Below are 20,926 nucleotides of genomic sequence, written 5' to 3' on the forward strand. Positions count from 1 at the left end.
TGAGCTCACGCCACCCCGACCGCCCGCAATCCGGCGGCGGTGGCGGCGGCGAGTACGACGACCACGACGATCGGTGCCTTGCACAGTGCGGCAAGCACTCCCACGGCCACACCGGTCGGTCGGGCCCACCCGGCGACGTCGTGACCGCTGTAGATCGCCCCGGTGAGGGCGACGGCCACCAGCAGCACCACCGCCGCCCGATCCAGCAGTGCGGCCGCGGCTGCGGAGACCCGCACCCGACTCCGCAATGCGGGCCCGGCGATCCGCAGTAGGTAGGTGCCCACGGCGAGGACCGCCACGCCGACGGTCAGGGCCACCGAGTGGCTCATCGCGGCACCTCCATCGGGACTTCGTGGTCGAAATCATTTGCGGCCGAGAAGTTCTCCGGCTCATCGTGAATCCGGTACCGCGCCGTGGCGGCGACGCCGACCAAGGCGATGAGGACGGGGACGCCGGCCGGCACGAACGGCGTGGCCGCCAGTGCGGCCGCACCGCCGATGGCGGCGGCGCCGACGACGGCGCGATCACGCAACGCGGGAATCGCCAACGCCGCCAACAACGCCGGGAACGCGGCGTCGAGTCCGAGGGATCCGGGTCGGGCGACCACGTCGCCGATCACCGACCCGAGTGCCGCCCCGGCCGGCCAGCACACCAAAATGCCTGTGCCGCAGAGGAAGAAGACGGCCCGCCCGCGTCGCCGATCGGATTCGGCGGTGGCCAGGGCGGCGGTCTCGTCGTTGATGAGATGCGCGCCGAGCAGCATCGGTACGCCCCGATCGAGGTGCCGACCCACCGCCAGGCCGTATCCGAGGTTGCGGGTGTTGACGAGCAACCCGGCGGCCGCGCCGAGCAGTGGTGCGCCGCCGGCGGCCAGGACCGCGACGAACACGAACTCCGACGATCCGGCGAGCACGACGGTCGCGATGATCGTCAACTGCCACCAGGTCAGGCCGGCGCCGTGGCCGGACACCCCGTAGGACATCCCGATCACCAACACCGACAGGCACATCACCGCGACGGCACGCACAGTGGGCGCGTCGAGTGTGCGCCACGGACGCCACCGGTCGGCATTCGTTCTGTCTGATGAACGCATGGCCGCTATGATGAACCTTATGGTCAATGTTCGCCAAGAAGGACGATCGTTCGATGAACCGGACCCCAAGAAACTCGTTGCCGCGGGTATCAAGCGCGAGCGGGCCCGCGCCGGGCTATCGCTGGGGGAGCTCGCGCGGCTGGCCGGGGTCGGCAAGTCGACGTTGTCGCAGCTCGAGTCGGGTGAGGGCAACCCCAGCGTGGAGACGATGTGGGCGCTGAGTACCGCACTGGGAATTCAATTCTCGACGCTGCTCGACGCGCCGGAACGTCGTGTCGAGGTGATCCGCGCGGGTCAGGGCTCGGTGATCGCCGCCGCCGACGCCGATTACCTCACCACCTTGCTGTCGGCGGCGCCACCCGGCGCGCGCCGCGACCTGTACCTGATCCGGGCCGAACCGGGTGCCCCGCGCCGATCCGAACCGCACGCACGAGGCGTCGTCGAACACGTGGTGCTCAGTGCGGGACGCGCGCTCGTCGGCCCGCAGGACGAGCCGGTCGAGATCGGTCCCGGCGACTACATCTGCTACCCCGGCGACGTCGCGCACATCTTCGACGCACGCGAACCGGGCACGGTCGCGGTGATGATCAGTGAGGCGATGTAGGACTGAGGCGATGTAGGACTGAGGCGACGTAGCAACTGTCCGGCGCCGATACCGGGTGGTGTCAGCAGGTGTGGCTGCGTGCCGCGGCGAGTCTGCGGTTGAGTCCGAAGGCCAGCCACGGGCGCGAACCCCAGCAGACGGCGCGTCCACCCAGCACCGCCGACATCGCCGAGAAGCGGCCGTGGGCGGCCAGGACCACTGACACCGGATCTACGCTGATGATCACGTCGGGCCGACGCGGCTCGGCCGGATCGATGTCGAGGTAGCCGTCGGTGAATTCGTAGACGATCCGCTCGCGGGTGCCACGGATGCGGATCTGGTAGGTGGCCGTGTGGCCGCCGCACAGATGATCGTCGGCCCACGGGCGCAGCAGTTGATGACCGCCGCGGGTGACCAGGGGGGCGATTGACGGGTCGATGGTCCAGCGCGCCCCGAGGACTCGCGCGATGTCCCGGCCACGCACGGCGATCTCGCCGATCAGAATGCCGAGCGCGGTGTCGGAGCGGACGAGCCGGCGCCCATCCATCAGCATCATCGGTACCCGGGCGCCGAAGTGTCCGACGGTGTCGAGGAGTTCGTCGAGATCGGAGAGGAACTGCTCGGCGAGCGTCCCGGTGTCCCGGGTCGTCAGGTTCGCGATCTGTTTGGCGTAGATGTCGGCGAGTTCCCGCGGGTGGCGTGGCCATTCGTCGACGCCGTGGGCGAGATCGAGATACCTGCCCGGTTCACAAGCGATGTGTCCGACGCAGTCGGCCAACGACCAGTTGCGATGCGATTCCACACGCACATCCGGGGAGTCGACGTCACGCACCATCTCGGCGAACTGGCTGCCGAGACCGCGTGCCGCATCAATGTAGTCGAAGCGAGAAATCGTCTCGCTCATCAGGCGCACCCCCTCATCGCGCCTGAACGTTACTCGTGCCCGGCCCAAATCGCACCGGTGGAAACCAGACCTGAGTCTGAATTGTGATCGGGGTGATGCCGGGGGCAGGGGAGGCGACCCGGCGGGCCGATCAGCGTCGTCCGACGCGCAGCAACGAGCGCCGCGAGGAGGCCCGGACCGGCAGACGACCGGATTCCAGATCGTCGACGAGGGAGGCCACCGTCTCACCGGAGTCGGTCTTGTTGGTGCCGATGAATCCGGACGGTCCGCGTTTGATCCAGCCGGTCACATACATCCCCGGAACCGGACCCGACTCGTCGCGAACCCGCCCGGCGTCGTGCGGGATGACGCCGCGATCGGCGTCGAACGGCAGGCCGGGGACCGGACGGCCGCGATAGCCGATCGAGGTGAGCACCAGACCCGCATCCAGGAGTTCCTGGAACCCGTCGGGCCGGTCGACGACGACCCCACGTGCCCGACCGTCGACGACCGTGATCTCACGCGGTGCACGGCCGAAGGCGAACCGGATGTGCGGCCCGGTCGGTACCGGCCGGGCCGCGATCTCGGCGAGCACCTCGAGCTTGGTCCGTGACGTCGGATCTGTCGTCGACCCCGGCGACGGCAGATCCTGCGCGTCGACGGTGACCGGGATGCCGCCGTCGACGAGGCCGACCAGCTCGGGCAACGTGAACGCCGCATGTTCGGCGCCGCGGCGGCCGAGGACGGTGACCCGTCGGACCCCGGACGTGCGCAGCGCGGAGAGTGCGGTGGCCGAGATCGAGGTGTCGGCCAGATCGTCGGGGTCACGCACCAGGATGCGGGCCACGTCGAGGGCGACGTTGCCGGTGCCGATCACCACGACCTCGCGACCCGACAGGTCGACGTCGAGATCGGCGAAATCCGGGTGATCGTTGTACCAGCCGACGAACGAGGTCGCACTGGTGACGCCGTCGGCATCCGCGCCGTCGATCGGCAGGGGTTTGTCGGTCGGCGCACCGCCGGCCCAGATCACCGCGGTGTGACGTCGGCGCAGCTCATCGAGGGTGACGTCGCGCCCCACCTCGGTGTTCAGTCGGATCTCCAGGCGCGGGTTGCGGGCGATGTCGTCGAACAGCCGCATCACCGAGCGGGTGGACTGATGGTCGGGGGCGACCCCGAACCGGGACAGGCCGAACGGGCGGTCGAGGCGTTCGTACATGGTGACGCTCACCTGCGGATAGCGCAGCAGATCGTCGGCGGCATACATCGCCGACGGCCCGGAGCCGACGATGCCGACCGACACCGCGCCGTCGACGTCGAGGGCGTCGGGATGCGCGATGGGGGCCAGCGGCAGCCGGCGGCCCGGATCTACCGGGAAGCGGGCCTCGGTGAGCCCGATGTCGGGTCCGGCGGCCCCCGACCGGGTCATGCCGTACATGCTCGCGTTGATGTCGATGAACCGTTCCTGCCCCTCGGTGAGGCGATGCCCGGCGCTGATCGCGCCGACCGGGCACGCGGTCACGCAGGCGCCGCAGTCGACGCAGGTGTTCGGATCGATGTAGAGCATCTCGGCGATGCCGAAGTCGGGCTCGTCCGGGGTGGGATGTATGCAGTTCACCGGGCAGGCGTAGACGCAGGACGCGTCCCCGCAGCAGGCCTGTGTGACGACATGAGGCATGAGGGAGGTGTGCTTCTTCTCAGTCGGTGGATCGTCGGCAGTGGGATCGTCGGCGGTCGCGCCTCAGGGAGCGGTGTAGATCGGCTCGCTGCGGAACCGCGACGACCGGCCGGAGATGCCCAACGCACGCCACAGCACCCGCGAGACCGGATTCATCAGCCCGCACTGATCGCCGAGCATCCGGACGTCACCGAAGACATTGCGCCGGACTCGCTTGGATTCCTTTGAACGCCAGAAGATGTCGCGCATCACCGAATCGGGGATGTCGAATTCGCGGCGGAAGGAACGCGGCGGCACCATGATCGCCCCGAGCAGGATGCGCATCGTCAGCGGCAGCATCAGCGACAGGATGAACCGCTGGACCGGCCCCTTCTGCGGCACGGTCTCCCGCAGGTGATGGTGCGCGAAGGAGATGTGGCGGGCCTCCTCGGCGACGTGCAGCTGCATCACCGCCGACATCGCCGGATGCAGATCGTCGGTGGTGCGCAGGAAGTCCTTCTGCAGGTGATCGATCGGCTCCTCGCCACCGAGCACGCCGAAGAAGAAGACAGTCGGGAAGATCGTCGAGGCCAGCGGCACGAACATCGAGATGCGGCGGTAGAACTTGTTCGCGCCGGGAACGTCCATCCCGATGCGGTTGACCAGCTCCTGGAACATCAGGGTGTGGTTGCACTCCTCCTTGGATTCGTGCGTGGTGTAGCGGAACTGCTTGTCGCCGTTGTCGAGCTTGAAGCTGTATTGCATGAGTCCGCGGATCAGGATCGACTCGAACTGCAGACCCACCTTGGCGACGTTGGCCTGACGCCACATGCCGATGGCGATCTGGGTGTCCTCCGGCTGCGCCTGATACCAGGCACTGCGCCCGATGGGGTCGACGTCGTAGGACAGGATCCAGCGTCGGTCGTGGGGGACGACCGCCATCTCGGGTGCGTCCCAGTCGATGTCGAGGTACGGATCGAAGTTACGGTGCACCGACGCGGCCGACAGATCCTCGAGGACCTGCTGGTAGTCGCCGTCGGTGGTGGCCTTGTCGTGCTCGGGCACGTAGCGCAGTACGTCGGTCATGGCTGATGCTCCTGTTTTCGATGGCGGCGCAGGTGGGTGACGGCCGCAGCGATTCGACAACAAACGTTGTCACGACGGTAGGCGGAAGCCGACCTGTGTGTCAACAGTCAATGGCACAGTCGCAGGTGTGGAAGGTGTCCTCATGTTCTCGGGTTCGGACGACACCGCACCCGGTGGCCGCGGCGCGACCATCCGAGAGAACATGTGACCCATGGACAAGATCCTGATCGTCGTCGGCGCCATCCTGCTCATCGTCGCCGTCATCGAGATCAGCCCCCGGGTGCGGGTCCCGTCCGCGCTGGCGCTGGTGGTGATCGGCGCGGTCATCGGCATCCTGCCGATCGTTCCCGAGGTGCATCTCGACCCCGAATGGATTCTCGTGGGCGTGCTGCCGCCGCTGCTGTACTCGGCGGCGGTCCAGATGCCGACGATGGAGTTCCGCCGTGACTTCGGCGCGATCAGCGCGTTGTCGGTGGTGCTGGTCCTGATCAGCTCGGTTCTGCTCGGCCTCTTCTTCTGGGCCGTGGTGCCCGAGATCGGCATCGCCACCGGCATCGCGCTGGGCACCATCGTCAGCCCCACCGACGCGGTGGCCACCTCGATCGCCAAGAAACTCGGGGTGCCCTCGCGGGTCACCGCGGTGCTCGAGGGCGAGAGCATGCTCAACGACGCGACCGCCCTGGTGCTGCTGCGGGCGGCCGTCGCGGCGATCGCGACGACGATCTCCTTCGGCGGGGTCGTCGTCAACTTCGTCTGGGCGGTCGTCGTGGCAGTGACGATCGGTGCCCTCGTCGGGGTGCTCAACCTGCGCGTCCGGGCCCGGGTCAACGATCCCGCGGTCAACACGGCCATCTCGTTCACCGTGCCGTATCTGGCCTATCTGCCCGCCGAACAGCTCGGTGCGTCCGGGCTCGTCGCCGCGGTGACCGCGGGCCTGATCACCGGCGCCGGCGCGGCCCGATTCCTGACGCCGAGCCACCGCATCTCCGACACCCAGAACTGGCGGATGGTCGAGATGCTCGCCGAGGGCGGCGTGTTCTTCCTGATGGGGCTGGAACTGTTCGCGCTGATGCGCGATGTGCAGCAGGAGCACACCGGTGTCACCCACGCGATCTGGCTCGGTCTGGCGGCTCTCGGTGTGGCGCTGGTGATCCGGGCGATCTATGTCGTGCCCACGGTGTGGTGGCTGGAACGACGACGCCGCCGCGGCGACCGAATCCGGCCGGTGCTGGAGGGTTTCACCGCGACACCGTCGCCGACCTCCCCACCGGACGGGGAGGGGGTGGTGATCCGTCGGCTCTCGAGGTGGCGTTGGCGGGCCCGGTTCCGGCGCCACAAGGACCCCGACCTCGCCGACCTGTCCTACGTGTCCCCGGAGACCGCGGGGCGGATCAACGCCCGCGTCACCCGGGCGCTGGCCGACATCGATTACTACGACGACACCCCGGTCGGCCCCAAGGAGGGCGTCATCATGGTGTGGGCGGGCCTGCGTGGCGTCGTCACGGTGGCCGCCGCGCAGACCCTGCCCACCGACACCCCGGCCCGCTCGTTGCTGGTGCTGACGGCCTTCGTCGTCGCGGCCGCGTCACTGTTGATCCAGGGCGGCACCCTCGGCTGGCTGATCCGCACGCTCCGACTGCCCGACACCACCGCCGACGATCGGGCCGAGCGGGTCCGGCTCCGCCGTGAGATGGACGAGGCCATGCAGAAGGCGATGACCGAGTCGGAGAAGATCCGGGCGATCCCGTGGATGCGTGACCGTATCGAGCAGGCGACCCGGGAGGCCGAGAACTCCGAGGACGGACCCGGATCCGGCGTGACGAGCGGCCTCAGCCAGTCCGAACGGGTACAGATGCGGGTGGTCCGCCGCGAGATCATCGCCGCCCAACGACGCCGCCTGCTGCGCCTGCGCAGCGAGGGCAGCTACTCGTCGGAGGCGTTGTCGCGCATGCTGAGTCAGCTCGACGCCGAGGAGATCAGCCTCGACATCCAGGCGGGCTGACGCCGTCCTTCGGTGAGGCGGTCCGTCAGTACGGGAGCAGCGCCATCTCGCGCGCGTTGCGGATGGCGGTGGCCACCTGCCGTTGGTGTTGTGGGGTCAGGCCGGTGACCCGTCGCGACCGGATGCGCCCGCGATCGGAGATGAAGTGGCGCAGGGTTGCGACGTCCTTGTAGTCCACCGTGACCGGGCCGCCGTCGGCGGCCTTGAGCGCCCGCAGCCGGTTGCGTGGGCGGGCGGGTGTGGCGAGTTCGCGCGAACGACGTCGTGCTGGTTTGGGCATGATCTTCCTCGGTGTCAGATGTGGGGATGGGGGTCCGGTGATGTCACCAGCTCGACTTGTGGATGCCGGGCAGTTCACCGCGGTGGGCCAACTCGCGGAATCGCACACGCGAGAGGCCGGCCTTGCCGATGTAGCCGCGGGGCCGTCCATCGACGCTGTCGCGGTTGCGGATTCGGATGGCGCTCGCGTCCCGGGGGAGTGCCTGCAGCCGCCGCATCGCCTCGGCCCGCTCCTCCGGGCTCGACGACGCGTCGGCGATCGTCTGCTTGTATGCGGCACGCCGTTCGGCGTAGCGCGCGACGGTGGCCTTGCGCCGCTCGTTGGCGATGATCTTCGATTTCTTGGCCATCAGCGGTCCTCCTTGAAGTCGACGTGGCGTCGGGCGATCGGGTCGTACTTGCGCAGCACCATCCGGTCGGGGTCGTTGCGCCGGTTCTTGCGGGTGACGTAGGTGTAGCCGGTTCCGGCCGTCGACCTGAGTTTGATGATCGGCCGGATCTCGTTGCGCGCCATCAGATCTTCTCCCCACGCGCCCGGATCTCGGCGACCACGGCTTCAATGCCGCGGCGGTCGATGGTCTTGATGCCCTTCGCGCTCACCGTGAGGGTGATGTAGCGGTCCTCGGCGCGCAGGTAATAGCGCCGGCGCTGGATGTTGGGGTTGAACCGGCGCGAGGTGCGCCGATGTGAGTGCGACACCTTCTTGCCGAATCCCGGAGTGCGTCCGGTCACCTGACAATGGGCAGACATGCCCACCTCCTTGCTGTTTGCGATCCATGCGAACCGTCTTATTGGTAACGATTGGCATTAACGTCGTCGAGCAGGCTACCGTGGGGCATCACCAAATGGAAATTGTTACCAACAAGGAGTCATGGTGGAGTTCGAGTCGACGGCGACATCCGGTGACCTGATGCCGCCCCGCACGCCGGTCGTCCTGGTGACGGGGCTGGATCCCGAGGCGGTCGCCCGGACCGCCGACGCGCTCGTGGTGGCCGGCACCACCCTCGTCCATCACGACCTCGACGCGGTCGGGTCGGGACGAGTGGTCCGCACCGTGCGGGCCGTCGACCTCGACGGCAACGAGATCACCCAGGTCACCGAGGTCAACCTGGCGCACGGATGCGTCTCGTGCACCCTGCGACTGGACCTGCTGCCGCTGTTGCGCCGGCTGCACCGGCGAAGCTCCGTGGAAAACATTGTCATCCAACTGGATTCGGCACTCGAACCCGAGGCCGTCGCGTGGGCGATCGACGAGGTCGTCGTCACCGACATGCCCGGATTCATCGACGCACCGGCCGGCAGCGACGTCGTGATCGACGCGACCATCGCCTGCGTCTCGGAGTTGGACTGGCTCGAGGCCGCGACCGGGGACGAGACCCTCGGCGGCGACGCTGATGACGGCGGCAGCGGTGAGGATGAGGACCGCACCCTCGCCCAGGTGGCCGTCGCCCAGGTCGGATTCGCCGATGCGCTGGTGGTCGCCGCGGCGGACCCGTCGATGCGTGACCAGTGGACATCGGCACGGACGATGGCGGTCCTGCGACGACTGGCGCCCCGGGCGCCCATGGTGATGGAACTGCCGCAGCGCCCCATCCGCCCGCTCATCGCGGTGCAGTTGTTGCGGGCCATCCCCGAGGGCGCACGCCGCGGTCGCATCGACGGTCCGCACGACCCGCTGCTTCGTGATCAGCCGCCGCTGGAGGAGGAGTGCGGGGTCCGCGTCGTCGAGTTCACCGCCGAACGGCCCTTCCATCCGCAGCGACTCCACGCCGCCCTCGACGTGCTGCTCGACGGTGTCGTCTGCACCCGGGGACGGATGTGGTTGGCCAACCGGCCCGACGACGCCTTCTGGGTCGAATCCGCCGGCGAAGGCCTGCGGGTGGCGATCGGCGGTCCGTGGCTGGCGGCGATGTCGGTGCAAGAGCGCGAGTTCGAGGACCCCGAACGCCGGGCGATGGCCGCCCTGCGATGGGACCCCGAACACGGGGACCGCCACAGCGCGCTGGTGATTCTCGCGCACCGCGCCGACCCGGACACCATCACCGGCACCCTGTCGGAGGCCGTGCTCACCGACGCCGAGATGGCCGACGGGCAGACCCTGTGGATGGCCTATCCCGATCCCTTCGGCGTGGCCCACTCCGATCCCTGCGACGACCTCGAGCAAACCGATCGGCGAGCGCCCACCGCCGACAGCATCACCGATACCGATACCGACCGAAAGGATCAGCAATGAAACCAGGCATCCACCCCGACTACCATCCCGTCGTGTTCCGGGACGCCTCGACCGGAAAGCAGTTCCTCACCCGCTCCACCATCGAATCGGACATCTCGGTCGAGTGGAGTGACGGCAACACCTACCCATTGGTCGTCGTCGACGTGACCAGCGATTCCCATCCGTTCTGGACCGGGGCCGCCCGTCTCGTCGACACCGCCGGACGTGTCGAGCGGTTCCGGCGTCGGTACGCCGACATTCCCCGACACGCGCCCCGCGGTGGTTCCCCGACGCCCACGCAGAAGCCCACAGACCGGCCCGAATAGGCCTTCACCAGCAAGGACTTGGTGTAGTACGTTCGGCTGGTTGGCGGTCGGCCGAGTGCGCGGACGGGTTAGAGTTACACCCGTCCCGCACTCGACCTCACTGGAGGGAACATGCGTCCGCGCGTCCCGAGCCACCGCCATCTGGTGCGACTCGCCGTACTGGTCGCGGTCATGGTCGGCGCTCTGCTCGCGCTCGGCGGCCCGGCGCTCGCCGAGACGACGGCCCCACCGGCGCCGCCCGTCGTCGACACCGGTGAACCCGGCCAGGTGGACACCGAGGTGCCCCCGGACCCGGGTGGTGGCAGTGAGGTGACCACCCAGCCGGAGGTGACCACGCCGGAGGTGACCACCACCGAGGAGCCACCGCCGGTCACGACCACACCGCCGCCGGTGTCCACGACGACGGTGACCCCGCGGACCGTCCCGACCACGGCGGCGCCCACCTACACGCAGCCGATCCCCGAAGCCACCAGCAGCACCACGCCGCGGACCTCCGCCCCGACCACGGCGACGCTCAGCAAGAACGTCGTCCCGGTGGCGCAATCGACGCCGACCTCGTCGAATATCGCCTACATCGTCGTCGCGGTCATCGGAATCGGCGGCGCCGCAGGCATTCTCGGCTATCTGCTGATCACCAAGATGCGGAGCCGGCGATGACCACCCGGGGCCCGGTGCCTCAACCCGGTCAGCCCCAACCCCGTCAGCCCCGCCCCGGCCATCCGGGGGCGCCGCAGTACCCACCGCCGCAACGTCCCGGGCACCCGGGTCCACCCGGACCCGGACCCCGACCGGGGCAGTATCCGCCCGGTCCGCCGCGCCGCCCGGGACCACCCCCGGCAGGCCCGCCCGGACCCGGTCCGGGGCCCTCGTCGGTCCCGGCGCCCGAACCCGGCGACTTCGCGACCGCCCACATCGGACGTCCCCGGGGGACCGGCGATCTCACCCCCGAGTTGGTCGACACCGACGTGTGGACCGACGCCATGGTCGAGCAGGCCGGAATCCCGTTGATCGATGTCCCGTTCGTGACCGTCGGATCGGGCATCGGCTCCTTCGTGACCGTCGACTACCTGCGCATCTGCGGTGTGCCGCTGGACCGCATCGCGGTGCTCGGCCCCCAGGACGTGCCGTGGCACTCCTACGAGTATCTGACCCGCGTCTCACAGATCCCGCGTGGTGAACGACTGCGCTCCGACTCGGCGTCGACACCCGACAACATCTGGGGTTTCCCGTCGTACGCCACCCGCGAGGCGTGGGCCACCAAATCGATCAAGCCACTGTGGAACGTGGCGGTGGAACCGATCTTCGCGAACTACTACACGCCCAAGGCCGGGCATGCGTTCGAGTCGATGGAGAAGGAGTGCAACCGGATCGGCTACCTGCAATGCCTGCGGCAGGGGCAGGTGCGGATGATCCGACGCCGCGCCGGCGGCGGATATTTCACGATCCTCACACCGCCGCAGGGTACTTCGCCGACCAAGCGGGTCGCGTTCCGCAGTCAGTGGGTGCACGTGGCCATCGGCTACCCGGGCATCAAGCTGCTGCCCGATCTGCAGGCCTTCCGGGAGACCTACCGGGACGCCAGCAAGGTGGTCAATGCCTATGAGCCACATGAGCACATCTATCAGGCGCTACGGCGACGACCCGGCATCGTGATGATCCGCGGCGCGGGCATCGTCGCCTCCCGGGTGCTGCAACGACTCGTCGACGACCGCGACGCCTACGGCCTGCAGACCCAGGTGGTGCACCTGTTCCGCACCTACGTCGACAAGGCGCACGGACCGCATATCTTCATGCGCCGCAAGGGGAAAGACGGCTGGGCCTATCAGGGGTTCAACTACCCGAAGTCGGTGTGGGGTGGTCAGCTCAAGGCCCGGATGCGCAAACTCGAGGGCCACGACCGCGCCGAGGCCTACAAGCAGATGGGCGGCACCAACACCCCGGTCCGCAACGACTGGCAGGAACAACTCAAACGCGGCCGCAAGGAGGGCTGGTATCGGGTGGCGGTCGGCAAGGCGCAATCCCTCGTCCCGGCACCCGGTGGCCAGGGCGTGGTGGCGACGGTGAAGGTCGACCCGCACGCATCGATCAAACAGGAGGCCGGCCCGGACGGGACGTTCGAGCTCTACGCCGACTACGTCATCGACTGCACCGGGCTGGAAGCCGATGTGCGCGAACATCGTCTGCTCGCCGACCTGCTCGATCACACCGGTGCCGGCATCAACCCGGTGGGCCGGATGGACGTGGAACGCAACTTCGAGCTGATCGGTACCCGCAACGGCAACGGCAGGATCTACGCCTCGGGATCGGCCACCCTCGGTGGCTATTTCCCCGGCGTCGACACCTTCCTCGGGTTGCAGATCGCGGCGCTGGAGATCGTCGACGACCTGGCCGACCAAGGGTTCTGCAAGAAACTCTCACCATGGCGGTCGACCCGACAATGGTGGCGATGGGCGCGTGGGAAGGGAGTCGACTGACATGCTGCCAACCCTGTGGGGCCGCATCCAGACGCGAATCCTGGTGCTGGGCATCGTCGGTGGGATCTGGACGCTCATCATCGGGCCGTTCCTGCCCGACGGTGCACCCATCGACAAGACCTACATCGGCGCGTTCATCGTGCTCGCCACGGTCATCGTGCTCGGCGTCGCCTGGGAGTTCATCTACCACTTCCTGCAGCAGTTCCGGTGGGAGAAGGACTGGCCCACCCTGTTCGGTCTGCTCACCGGCATCAACGAGGGCATCGCCACCTGGTTCGTGGTGACGTACGCGCCGATCTTTCCCGAGGGCACCGGACCCCCGTCGCCCGGGGTGTTCGCCATCCAGTTCGGGACGACCTGGCTGGTCGTGTGGATCATCCTCAACGGCCCGCTGCGAGCGATCTTCCCGCACTGGAGATTCCAAGGAGGTCGGTTCTTTTGAGCGCGCCCGCACCCAGTCCGAGTGTGACCCCGACGGTGACGTTGGTGCCCGGATCGGGCATCGTGATCCGCAAACCCGCATTCCTGTGCGTACTCGGGGAGTCCTCACGCGTCCTGCTCCCCGACATCCTGGCCATCGAGACCTCCGTGGCCACCCCCGACCGCATGCCGCGCCGCGGCCGGCACGTGGTACGCGCCCTCGCCCAACTGGTCGCGACCGCCGATCTGGATCAGCCCGCCGACATCGGCTTCGCCGCCCCCGACAGCGTCGGGATCGCCATCTACCTCAGTGGATCGGTGTTCGGTGAGGCCGACGGGCGTCGGCTGCAGTCGGGCGCGACCGGCGAACCGTTCGACCGGGCCATCCCATGGCCGTACGAGGGACTCGGGCTCTACCTCGCCGGTGCGGTGCCCGCCGAGCCCGGCGAGGAGACCTACGACCTCGTCGAGGGTCACGTGCCCGCCGCCGGCGCCCTGCTGCACACCCCGCTGGGGATGCGCGGCACCGAGGTCTACGACCTCAGCTCTCGTGCCGGGACGGCCGACGACCATGCCGATCACGATCACGGCGATCACGATCACGGCGATCACGACCATGCCGATATCGCCGATCACATGCACGACGATCAGATGCACGCCGATCAGATGCACGAGGTGGGCGATCGCGCCGACGACGCGATGCGGTCCGCGCCTCCGCGCACCGCACCGCCGGCCCCGGAGTCCGAGCCGGCCCCGGCCCCGGAGTCCGAGCCGAACCCCGAACCCGAGCCGGCCCCCGAATTCCGTTCCACCCCACTGATGTCCAAGCCGCCTGCGCCCGAACCCCATGCGCCCGAGCCGCCCGCACCCGAACCGGCCGCACCCGAGCCGCGGGCGTTCCAGTCGAGCGCACTCGGTGCCGACCCGGAGCCCACCCACCCCGAACCGCCGCATCCGCCGGCGCCGCAACAGCAGGCGCCGCAGACGCCCCACCAGCCCTGGCCGGCGACGCCACCCCCGGCGCCGACCCCGCCCCCGCCACCCGCCCCACCGGCGCCAGAGCCGCCGATCGACTTCAAGGTCGACTCCCTGCAGGACGTCCTGCCCGAACAGCGTGACCCGCTGCCGGTCCAGGTCAAGCAGAAGTCGGCCACCGAGGTCGTCAAACTGCCCGAATCGCGGGCGCACGTCCACGGAATCCGATGTTCGCGAGGACATCTCAATCATCCCCGCTCCTGGCTGTGCGGGGTGTGCGGCATCCGGATGGATCAGCTGACCGGCATCCTCGTCGAAGGCGAGCGCCCACCGCTGGGCTGGTTGCTGCTCGACAACGGTTCCACCTACCTGCTCGACGAGGACCTGGTGATCGGCCGGGAACCCGGAACCAGTGGTGGCCGCGGCAGGTCCAACCCGAAACCCATTCGCGTGCAAGACGAGTCCGGGCAACTCTCCCGCCGGCACATCGAGCTCCGGCTGGTCGAGTGGGACGTGCACCTGATCGACCTCGGCTCGGCCAACGGCACCTTCGTCAGCGACCCCGCGATGGGCACCCGCGAGATCCGGTTGGCTCCGCGTCAGCCGCACATCCTCTCGCCCGGTTCGCATGTGCGAATCGGCGGCCGCCACTTCATCTTCGAATCCCCCCACGCCCGGACGTGACGGACGAGAACCCCATGGGCGTGTGCTGATGGACAAACACCTGGTGGCCTTCCTGCTCCTCGACGTCGCGGTGATCATCGTGGCGGCGCGGATCGGTGGCCGCATCGCGGCCGCCTGCCGCCAGCCCGCGGTGGTCGGTGAGATCGCCGCCGGAATCGCCCTTGGCCCCAGCCTGCTCGGTCTGCTGCCCGGCGATCCGACCGAAGCGCTGTTTCCCAGCGACGTCCGGCCCCTGCTGGGTGCACTCGCCCAGATCGGGCTGGTGCTGTTCATGTTCATCGTCGGGCTCGAACTCGACATGCGGCTCATCGCCGGCCGCGAACGGGCCGCCGCCACCATCTCCCTGTGTTCGATCGTGGTGCCGTTCGCCCTCGGAGTCGGACTCGCGGTGGTCCTCTACCCGACGCACGACGTCGTCGGTGGCGAACAGATCGGCCTGCTCGGCATGGCACTGTTCCTCGGTATCGCGATGTCGATCACCGCGTTCCCGGTGCTGGCCCGCATCCTCACCGACCGCAACATGCAACGCACCCCGCCGGGGGTGTTCAGCCTCGCCGCCGCCGCCGTCGACGACATCATCGCCTGGACCGCACTGGCTTTCGTCATCGCGATCATCTCCGGCGGCAGCATGTCCGAGGTCGCCAAGATCGTCGGCCTGACCGTGGTGTACGTGGCCGTGATGTTCGGGATCGTCCGGCCACTGCTGCGGCGGCTGATCACCTGGCGCGACGCCGCCGGACGCATGACACCCGACATCCTCGCGGTGATCCTCGTCGGCCTGTTCCTGTCCGCGGCGGCCACCGACGTCATCGGCATCCACCAGATCTTCGGTGCGTTCGTCTTCGGGGCCATCATGCCCAAGGTGGGCGGTGAGGCGCTCACCCGCGAGATCCTGGAGCGACTCGAGCAGGTCAGCGTCCTGTTGCTGCTCCCGATGTTCTTCGTCGTCACCGGACTGAGCGTCAATCTCGCCGACATCGGTGCAGGCGGATGGTGGCAACTGCTGCTGGTCCTCGCGGTGGCCATCGTCGGGAAGTTCTCCGGCGCGTTCCTGGGTGCGCGACTGTCGGCGATACCCAACCGTCAGGCGTCGGCGATCGCCGTGCTGATGAACACGCGTGGTCTCACCGAACTGGTGATCCTCACGGCCGGAAAGGAACTGGGCGTCCTCTCCGACGAACTGTTCGCGATGATGGTGGTGATGGCGCTGGTCACCACCGTGCTCACCGAACCGCTGCTGCGGGTGGTCTACCCGGATTCGGTGGTCGCCCGCGACATCGCGGCCGCCGAACGCCGGGCCCTGGCCACCGGCAGCGCCTCACGCACCATGATCGTGCTCACCGACCTCGACGCGGATCTCGACGACCTGCTCACCCGGCACCGGCGTGCCTTCGCCGCCGGTGCGGGTACCGACGTCGTGCTGGCCGGGGTCCTGGCCACCCCCGGACGGGATCAACGCCTCGAACTGGGTGTGCCGCTGGTACCCGACCTCTCCGCGATGGCCTCGGCGGTGGAGAAACTCACCGCTCTCGGGACCCGCCTGCCCGGCGCCGGATCGGTGTCGGTGCTGTGCCGGTTCAGCGCCGATCCCGCCACCGATCTCGAGGAGATGGCCGCCAACAGCGGCGCCGACGTCGTCATCGTCGACACCGGTGCGCTGCCGATGGTCGAATCGCTTACCAGCGCACCGATTCTCGTCATCGACGAGACGCCGGCGGCCGGGCGTGGTCCGTCGTCGACCGCCGCGCTGGTGTGTGTCGCCGCGGACAGTCGCGCCGGGCGCACCGCCGTCGTGGTGGCCGCGTCGCTGGCGTACGGCGGTGGTTCGGACCTCACCGTCGTCACCGGATCATCGCGTCGCCGCATGTCCGCGGATCTGTCCGCGCTGTCCGATCTCGGCGTGCGGGTCACGGTCACCGACCGCACCGATGCGCTGATCATGCCGGGCACGCTGGTGCTGGTTCCCGACGACGCCGAGATGACCACGGTCCCCGCCGCATACACCGTCATCGACCGGACGGGAACGTCGGAACGATCATTGTCCGAACGCATCGAGGAACGCTTCGCCGGCCAACCACCGGTCACCGAAACCACCACCGTCGCATCACCCGAGAGGCACTGAGATGGCCACAGTCGATGTCCCGCAACAACTCGCGGACTTCACCGTCTTGAGCAAACTGGGCGAGGGCGGCAACGGCACCTTCTACGTCGCGGTGCCGCCCGCCCGCCTCGGCCTGTCGACCGATCGCGTGGTGCTCAAGGTGTTCAGCGGGGTCTGCAGCGACGACGCCTACCGCCGCGGGGTCCGCGAACTGCGGGCCTTCGCCGCGGTGCGCTCGCCATATCTGGCGTCACTCTACGACGCGGTGCTGCAGGGGCAGTTCATGTATGCGATGGAGTACTTTCCGCTCGGTTCGCTGCAGGCGCCCACGAGCCCGCTGACCCGTGAGGTCGCGCTGGGTGCGCTCGCCGACGCCGCCCGCGGCGTCGACGCGCTGCACGAGGCCGGGATCGCGCACGCCAACATCACTCCGTCGAGCGTCATGATCACCGAGAGCGCCGACGGCACACACCGCCCGGGCGGAAAGATCTCCGATCTCGGGCTGGCCCGGGTGCTGGCCGCCGACGAGCCGATCACCAGCTTCGCCCAACCCGGCGCGGTGCAGTACATGGATCCGGCCCTGCTGGCCGGTGACGTGCCGTCGCGGGCCACCGACATCTGGTCGCTCGGTGCGGTGCTGCACCGGGCGCTCACCGGCAGCGGGGTCTACGGCGACGTGCCGGATGCGCAACCTCTCCTGGCGATCCGGGCGGCGCTGTCCACGCCGCCGGCGCTGTCGGAGAATCTCAGTCGCGAGGAACGCACCCTGATCGCCAATTGCCTTGCCCTGTCCGGGGAACGACCCACCACCGCCGGTGAGGTGGCCGAACGGATCGGTCGGCTCGCCCGCTGACCGAGAACCCGGGCTGATCGGAACCCGGGCCGCCCGGACGTCAGAACGGCGCGTCGCGCCACCACTCGTCGAGGATCTGCTGGCCGGTGTGCCCGGTCCAGGTGGCAACGATGGTGTACGGGGCGCGCGCGGCGTCGGTGAAGTTGGTGATCACCCAGCCGTCGCGCACGGCGTCCGCCGACACCCGCACCGGCCCGTCGGCCCACCCTCGAGGTGTACCGGGCTGATTGCCCAGGGTGGCGTCGATCTGCTCGCGTTGCTGCGTCGTCGGGGTATGCCACACCGTGTAGCGGACACCGGAGTCGGCCCCGGAGTTGGTGACGCAGGTGATCCCGTCGATCCCGTTCGATGCCGCCGGTGCGCACTCGGCATCACCCCACCCGTCGGCGTTGGGACCCTCCGGGAGGAGCTGCGAGAACCGGGTGGCGATGGGTTGCTGTGCGGCCGACCAGGTTCCGGGGTCGTCGGGGCGGTTGAGGAACGCCAGCACGCCGGCGATGATGCCGATCAGCGCCAGCACCGTCGCCACCGAGATCAGGGTCGTGGTCCGGCGGCTCTGCGTCGCCGTGCCCGGCGTGGCGGGTGGGCGGTCGGACGTGGCGCGCCGCCCTGTGTTCACCAATTGTGTTGCCGTGTCCGGGTTTCCGGTCGGGGAGAACACGCGTCCGGAGTTCGCTACGGTCTGCGGATCCGACAGGCGCGGGTCAGACGCCACCGAGGTCGGCGTGCGGCGTGGCCCGATCAGGGAGGTGTTCTCGGTGCCGGTTGCCCATGGCCGGCCGGGCGGGAAGGTCTGGCCCTGACCGGGATAGGAGACATGGCCCGGACCGGTGGGGAACGGGGTGCGCATCCCGCCGGACAGTCCCGACGGGGGTGCCGGGGCGAGTCCGACGGCAATGGCTGCGGCGTAGGCGAATTCGGCACAGGAGGCATAGCGCTGGGCGGGTTCCTTGGACAGCGCCCGGGCCACGACCGCGTCCACCTCGGCCGGTAGGCCCGGTACCCGTTCGCGCACCGACGGCGGGACGTCGTGCAGGTGGGCACTCATCGCGGCCAGGCGATTGTCGCGGGGGAATGGTGGTGCGCCGGTGAGTAATTCGACGAAGGTGCACGCGAGTGCGTACTGGTCGGCACGCCCGTCGAGCTCGTGGCCGTGCAGTTGCTCGGGTGAGGCGTACGGAACCGATGCCACGGTCAGTCCGGTGTCGGTCAGGTGCATCGCGTCGTCGACGGCGCGGGCAATACCGAAGTCGGTCAGCATGATTGCGCCGGTGCCGCCGTCGTCGTCGGATTCGATCAGGATATTGGCCGGTTTGACGTCACGGTGCACCATGCCGCGGCGGTGGGCGTGATCGAGTGCGGTGGCGATCTCGCCGATGATGTGGACGGCGAAAGCGGGATCGACCCCGGACGGGCAACTGCGGATGAGCGAGGACGCGTCGTAGCCGCGAACGTAGCGCATCGCGATCCACAACTGCCCGTTCTCGGCGCCGCGGTCATAGACCGACACGATGTTGCGATGATCGAGGCTGCCCGCCAGATCCGCCTCGCGCTCGAAGCGGGCGCGGAAATTCGGGTCGTCGGTGAACGACGCGTTGAGGAGTTTGAGGACGTCGAGACGGGGGAGGCGGGGGTGGGTCGCCACGTACACGGTACCCATGCCGCCGCGACCGAGAACCCGATCGATGCGATAGCCGGCGAACACGGTGCCCGGCGCCAGTTGTCCGGAGGCCGATGCCGGCCCCGTCGGGGTGCCAGTGTCCTCGCCCTGCGTCACGTTGTCACTCCCGGCCGATTCCCTGGCGTTGGTCCCTCCATCATTGCCGCCTCGAGTGTAGCCGGTGACCGGATGGCCCGGACGAGGCCATGTCCCACGTTCGGCGCACCGCCGGTGGGATACCGGGGTCATTCCAGCAGGTAGGGGGCGGTGGAGAAGAGGAACACCAGAAACAGTGCCAAGAGAAACCATGCGGCGCCCTGCCACACCTGCCACTGCCCGCCGGCCCGCCATTCGGTGTAGGCGCGCCACAGCGCTCCGATCGCGCCGCCGCCGACGATCACCGGGGCGGCGATCACCAGCACGGTGCGCAGGCCGTCGGCCGATGCCATCGCCACGACGAGGGTCGCGATGCCCAGTCCGATGATCACCGCGTCGTAGATGACCGCGCGTCGGAATGCGGAGGGGCCGCGTGGTGATGGGGAAGTGGTATCGGGGCTCATGACATGCGGGGGTGGGGTCGATTATGACGTTGACGATCACGGAATTGGGTTGGGCGCCAACGACTGTGGATTCCAGGGTACACCGCGTCGCCGGACCGGTTGGCCGGGGACCTTTGACTCATTGCTGTTCGGCGGCGTCGAGGGCAGGATAGAGACGTCAGAGCTGTGTCATTGGGATTTCCACCGAGAGGGAGATGACGAACACATGAGCGCGATTCTCGTCGGCGTTGACGGATCGGAAGCATCGACGGCCGCGGTCGATTGGGCCGCGAAGACAGCTCAACTCGAAGGCGACGAACTCAAGCTGGTCGGTGTCTACGACGCCAGCACCAGTGATTACGCGCCGGGCCTCATCATTCCGCAGGACGTCATCGACGCCATCCGTCAGGACGCCACCGACGCCGTGCACGCCGCCGCCAAGGTCGCCGAAGAGGCGGCACCGGGGCTGACCGTGCACTGCTCGATCGTCGACGGTGACGCCAGCCGCGTGCTGCTCGAACTCGGCAAGGACGCCTCGGCGATCGTTCTCGGGACCCGTGGGCTCGGCGGTGTCAAGGGACTGTTCCTCGGATCGGTGTCCACCAACGTCGCCGCACATTCGCACGGCCGCGTCGTGGTGGTCGCTGGTCCGTCCAAGGACGGGCCGGTCGTGGTCGGCGTCGACGACTCCAAGGTGAGCGACGGCGCGATCAAGGAGGCCTACGCCCAGGCATCCCTGCGCAACACCAAGCTCATCGCCGTGCACACCTGGACCCCTCTCGACGCCGACGCCCTGCACGGCTACGGCATCGACCCCGACGAGGTCGAACGGATGTCGGAGGATGCGGTCGCCGCCGTCGCCGAACGTCTCGCCGGCTACGGCGCGGACTACCCGGACGTCGAGGTGGTGCGCGAGGTGCTGCCGGAGGAGCCGGCCAAGGCCGTGCTCGAGGCCGCCGCGAAGTACGACGCCGGACTCGTCGTCGTCGGTAGCCGTGGACGTGGTGGCTTCAAGGGTCTGCTGCTGGGCTCGACCAGCCAGAAGATCCTGCATCACGCGACGCTGCCGGTGATGGTCGTCCGCAGCTGAGGCGCTGCG

The 20,926-nt window shown here is 68.7% G+C and carries 22 protein-coding genes; 11 read left to right on the forward strand and 11 right to left on the reverse strand.

The features are described from left to right. Positions 1–5 precede the first annotated feature (5 nt). Both ACWDPV_RS19600 and ACWDPV_RS19605 read right to left on the reverse strand, forming a co-directional pair. The gene (locus ACWDPV_RS19600) at positions 6–329 is read right to left on the reverse strand and encodes an AzlD domain-containing protein (RefSeq protein ID WP_449744281.1); all 324 of its coding nucleotides are present in this window, start codon (positions 327–329) and stop codon (positions 6–8) included. Further along, positions 326–1,093, reverse strand: coding sequence for an AzlC family ABC transporter permease (locus ACWDPV_RS19605; protein ID WP_449744282.1), 768 nt, complete (start codon positions 1,091–1,093; stop codon positions 326–328). The genes ACWDPV_RS19600 and ACWDPV_RS19605 overlap by 4 nt, the downstream gene beginning before the upstream one ends. 19 nt (positions 1,094–1,112) lie before the next feature. Between ACWDPV_RS19605 and ACWDPV_RS19610 the strand changes: the two genes are divergently transcribed. Beyond that, entirely contained in the window at positions 1,113–1,697 is a 585-nt protein-coding gene (locus ACWDPV_RS19610) for a helix-turn-helix domain-containing protein (protein WP_449744283.1), read from the forward strand. Positions 1,698–1,758: 61 nt separating this feature from the next. On the opposite strand, the gene ACWDPV_RS19615 is transcribed toward ACWDPV_RS19610, so the two are convergent. The 3 genes from ACWDPV_RS19615 to ACWDPV_RS19625 all read right to left on the reverse strand — a co-directional run bounded on the left by ACWDPV_RS19615 (position 1,759) and on the right by ACWDPV_RS19625 (position 5,302). Next, entirely contained in the window at positions 1,759–2,580 is an 822-nt protein-coding gene (locus tag ACWDPV_RS19615; RefSeq protein ID WP_348802980.1) for a hypothetical protein, read from the reverse strand. A gap of 130 nt (positions 2,581–2,710) precedes the next feature. Then, positions 2,711–4,237, reverse strand: a complete 1,527-nt coding sequence (locus ACWDPV_RS19620) for a 4Fe-4S binding protein (RefSeq protein ID WP_449744284.1) — start codon at positions 4,235–4,237, stop codon at positions 2,711–2,713. Between the two features lie 63 nt (positions 4,238–4,300). Continuing rightward, entirely contained in the window at positions 4,301–5,302 is a 1,002-nt protein-coding gene (locus tag ACWDPV_RS19625) for an AurF N-oxygenase family protein (RefSeq protein ID WP_348809502.1), read from the reverse strand. A gap of 211 nt (positions 5,303–5,513) precedes the next feature. Here ACWDPV_RS19625 and ACWDPV_RS19630 point away from each other — a divergent pair, with 211 nt between their 5' ends. Continuing rightward, complete coding sequence (locus tag ACWDPV_RS19630; protein ID WP_449744285.1) at positions 5,514–7,304, forward strand: cation:proton antiporter; 1,791 nt, start codon at positions 5,514–5,516, stop codon at positions 7,302–7,304. Positions 7,305–7,329: 25 nt separating this feature from the next. Here ACWDPV_RS19630 and rpsR read toward each other — a convergent pair whose 3' ends face one another. Genes rpsR through rpmB form a run of 4 tightly spaced genes read right to left on the reverse strand, consistent with a single transcriptional unit; the run spans position 7,330 to position 8,333 of the window. After that, positions 7,330–7,584, reverse strand: coding sequence for a 30S ribosomal protein S18 (gene rpsR, locus ACWDPV_RS19635; protein ID WP_348809504.1), 255 nt, complete (start codon positions 7,582–7,584; stop codon positions 7,330–7,332). 43 nt (positions 7,585–7,627) lie between these two features. Further along, positions 7,628–7,933 carry a 30S ribosomal protein S14 gene (gene rpsN / locus ACWDPV_RS19640; RefSeq protein ID WP_348809505.1) on the reverse strand — a complete coding sequence of 102 codons (306 nt, stop codon included), beginning with the start codon at positions 7,931–7,933 and terminating at the stop codon, positions 7,628–7,630. Beyond that, entirely contained in the window at positions 7,933–8,097 is a 165-nt protein-coding gene (gene rpmG, locus ACWDPV_RS19645) for a 50S ribosomal protein L33 (protein WP_348802973.1), read from the reverse strand. Before rpmG ends, rpsN begins: the two co-directional genes overlap by 1 nt. Then, entirely contained in the window at positions 8,097–8,333 is a 237-nt protein-coding gene (gene rpmB, locus ACWDPV_RS19650; RefSeq protein WP_348802972.1) for a 50S ribosomal protein L28, read from the reverse strand. The genes rpmG and rpmB overlap by 1 nt, the downstream gene beginning before the upstream one ends. Before the next feature lie 121 nt (positions 8,334–8,454). Here rpmB and mrf point away from each other — a divergent pair, with 121 nt between their 5' ends. The 8 genes from mrf (at position 8,455) to ACWDPV_RS19690 (ending at position 17,628) form a co-directional block, all read left to right on the forward strand. Then, on the forward strand, positions 8,455–9,816 hold the full coding sequence (gene mrf, locus ACWDPV_RS19655) for a ribosome hibernation factor-recruiting GTPase MRF (RefSeq protein WP_449744286.1): 1,362 nt from the start codon (positions 8,455–8,457) through the stop codon (positions 9,814–9,816). After that, positions 9,813–10,121, forward strand: a complete 309-nt coding sequence (locus tag ACWDPV_RS19660) for a type B 50S ribosomal protein L31 (protein WP_348809507.1) — start codon at positions 9,813–9,815, stop codon at positions 10,119–10,121. The genes mrf and ACWDPV_RS19660 overlap by 4 nt, the downstream gene beginning before the upstream one ends. 111 nt (positions 10,122–10,232) lie before the next feature. After that, positions 10,233–10,778, forward strand: a complete 546-nt coding sequence (locus ACWDPV_RS19665; protein ID WP_348802968.1) for a hypothetical protein — start codon at positions 10,233–10,235, stop codon at positions 10,776–10,778. Then, positions 10,775–12,595 (forward strand): FAD/NAD(P)-binding protein, encoded by a 1,821-nt coding sequence (locus ACWDPV_RS19670; protein ID WP_425476244.1) that lies wholly within the window; start codon positions 10,775–10,777, stop codon positions 12,593–12,595. The genes ACWDPV_RS19665 and ACWDPV_RS19670 overlap by 4 nt, the downstream gene beginning before the upstream one ends. Before the next feature lies 1 nt (position 12,596). Continuing rightward, entirely contained in the window at positions 12,597–13,037 is a 441-nt protein-coding gene (locus ACWDPV_RS19675) for a hypothetical protein (RefSeq protein ID WP_348802967.1), read from the forward strand. Beyond that, on the forward strand, positions 13,034–14,674 hold the full coding sequence (locus tag ACWDPV_RS19680; RefSeq protein ID WP_449744287.1) for an FHA domain-containing protein: 1,641 nt from the start codon (positions 13,034–13,036) through the stop codon (positions 14,672–14,674). The genes ACWDPV_RS19675 and ACWDPV_RS19680 overlap by 4 nt, the downstream gene beginning before the upstream one ends. A 28-nt stretch (positions 14,675–14,702) precedes the next feature. After that, positions 14,703–16,796 carry a cation:proton antiporter gene (locus ACWDPV_RS19685; protein WP_348802963.1) on the forward strand — a complete coding sequence of 698 codons (2,094 nt, stop codon included), beginning with the start codon at positions 14,703–14,705 and terminating at the stop codon, positions 16,794–16,796. Between the two features lies 1 nt (position 16,797). Next, the gene (locus tag ACWDPV_RS19690) at positions 16,798–17,628 is read left to right on the forward strand and encodes a protein kinase domain-containing protein (protein ID WP_348802962.1); all 831 of its coding nucleotides are present in this window, start codon (positions 16,798–16,800) and stop codon (positions 17,626–17,628) included. 40 nt (positions 17,629–17,668) lie between these two features. Here the strand turns inward: ACWDPV_RS19690 and ACWDPV_RS19695 are convergent, their stop codons facing one another. Together ACWDPV_RS19695 and ACWDPV_RS19700 are read right to left on the reverse strand one after the other, a co-directional pair. Beyond that, the gene (locus tag ACWDPV_RS19695; protein WP_449744288.1) at positions 17,669–19,405 is read right to left on the reverse strand and encodes a protein kinase domain-containing protein; all 1,737 of its coding nucleotides are present in this window, start codon (positions 19,403–19,405) and stop codon (positions 17,669–17,671) included. A 128-nt stretch (positions 19,406–19,533) separates the two neighbouring features. Further along, entirely contained in the window at positions 19,534–19,848 is a 315-nt protein-coding gene (locus ACWDPV_RS19700; RefSeq protein ID WP_449744289.1) for a hypothetical protein, read from the reverse strand. Positions 19,849–20,053: 205 nt separating this feature from the next. Between ACWDPV_RS19700 and ACWDPV_RS19705 the strand changes: the two genes are divergently transcribed. Beyond that, entirely contained in the window at positions 20,054–20,917 is an 864-nt protein-coding gene (locus ACWDPV_RS19705) for a universal stress protein (RefSeq protein ID WP_449744290.1), read from the forward strand. Positions 20,918–20,926: the final 9 nt, after the last annotated feature.

Source organism: Gordonia sp. NPDC003504 (assembly GCF_053587995.1).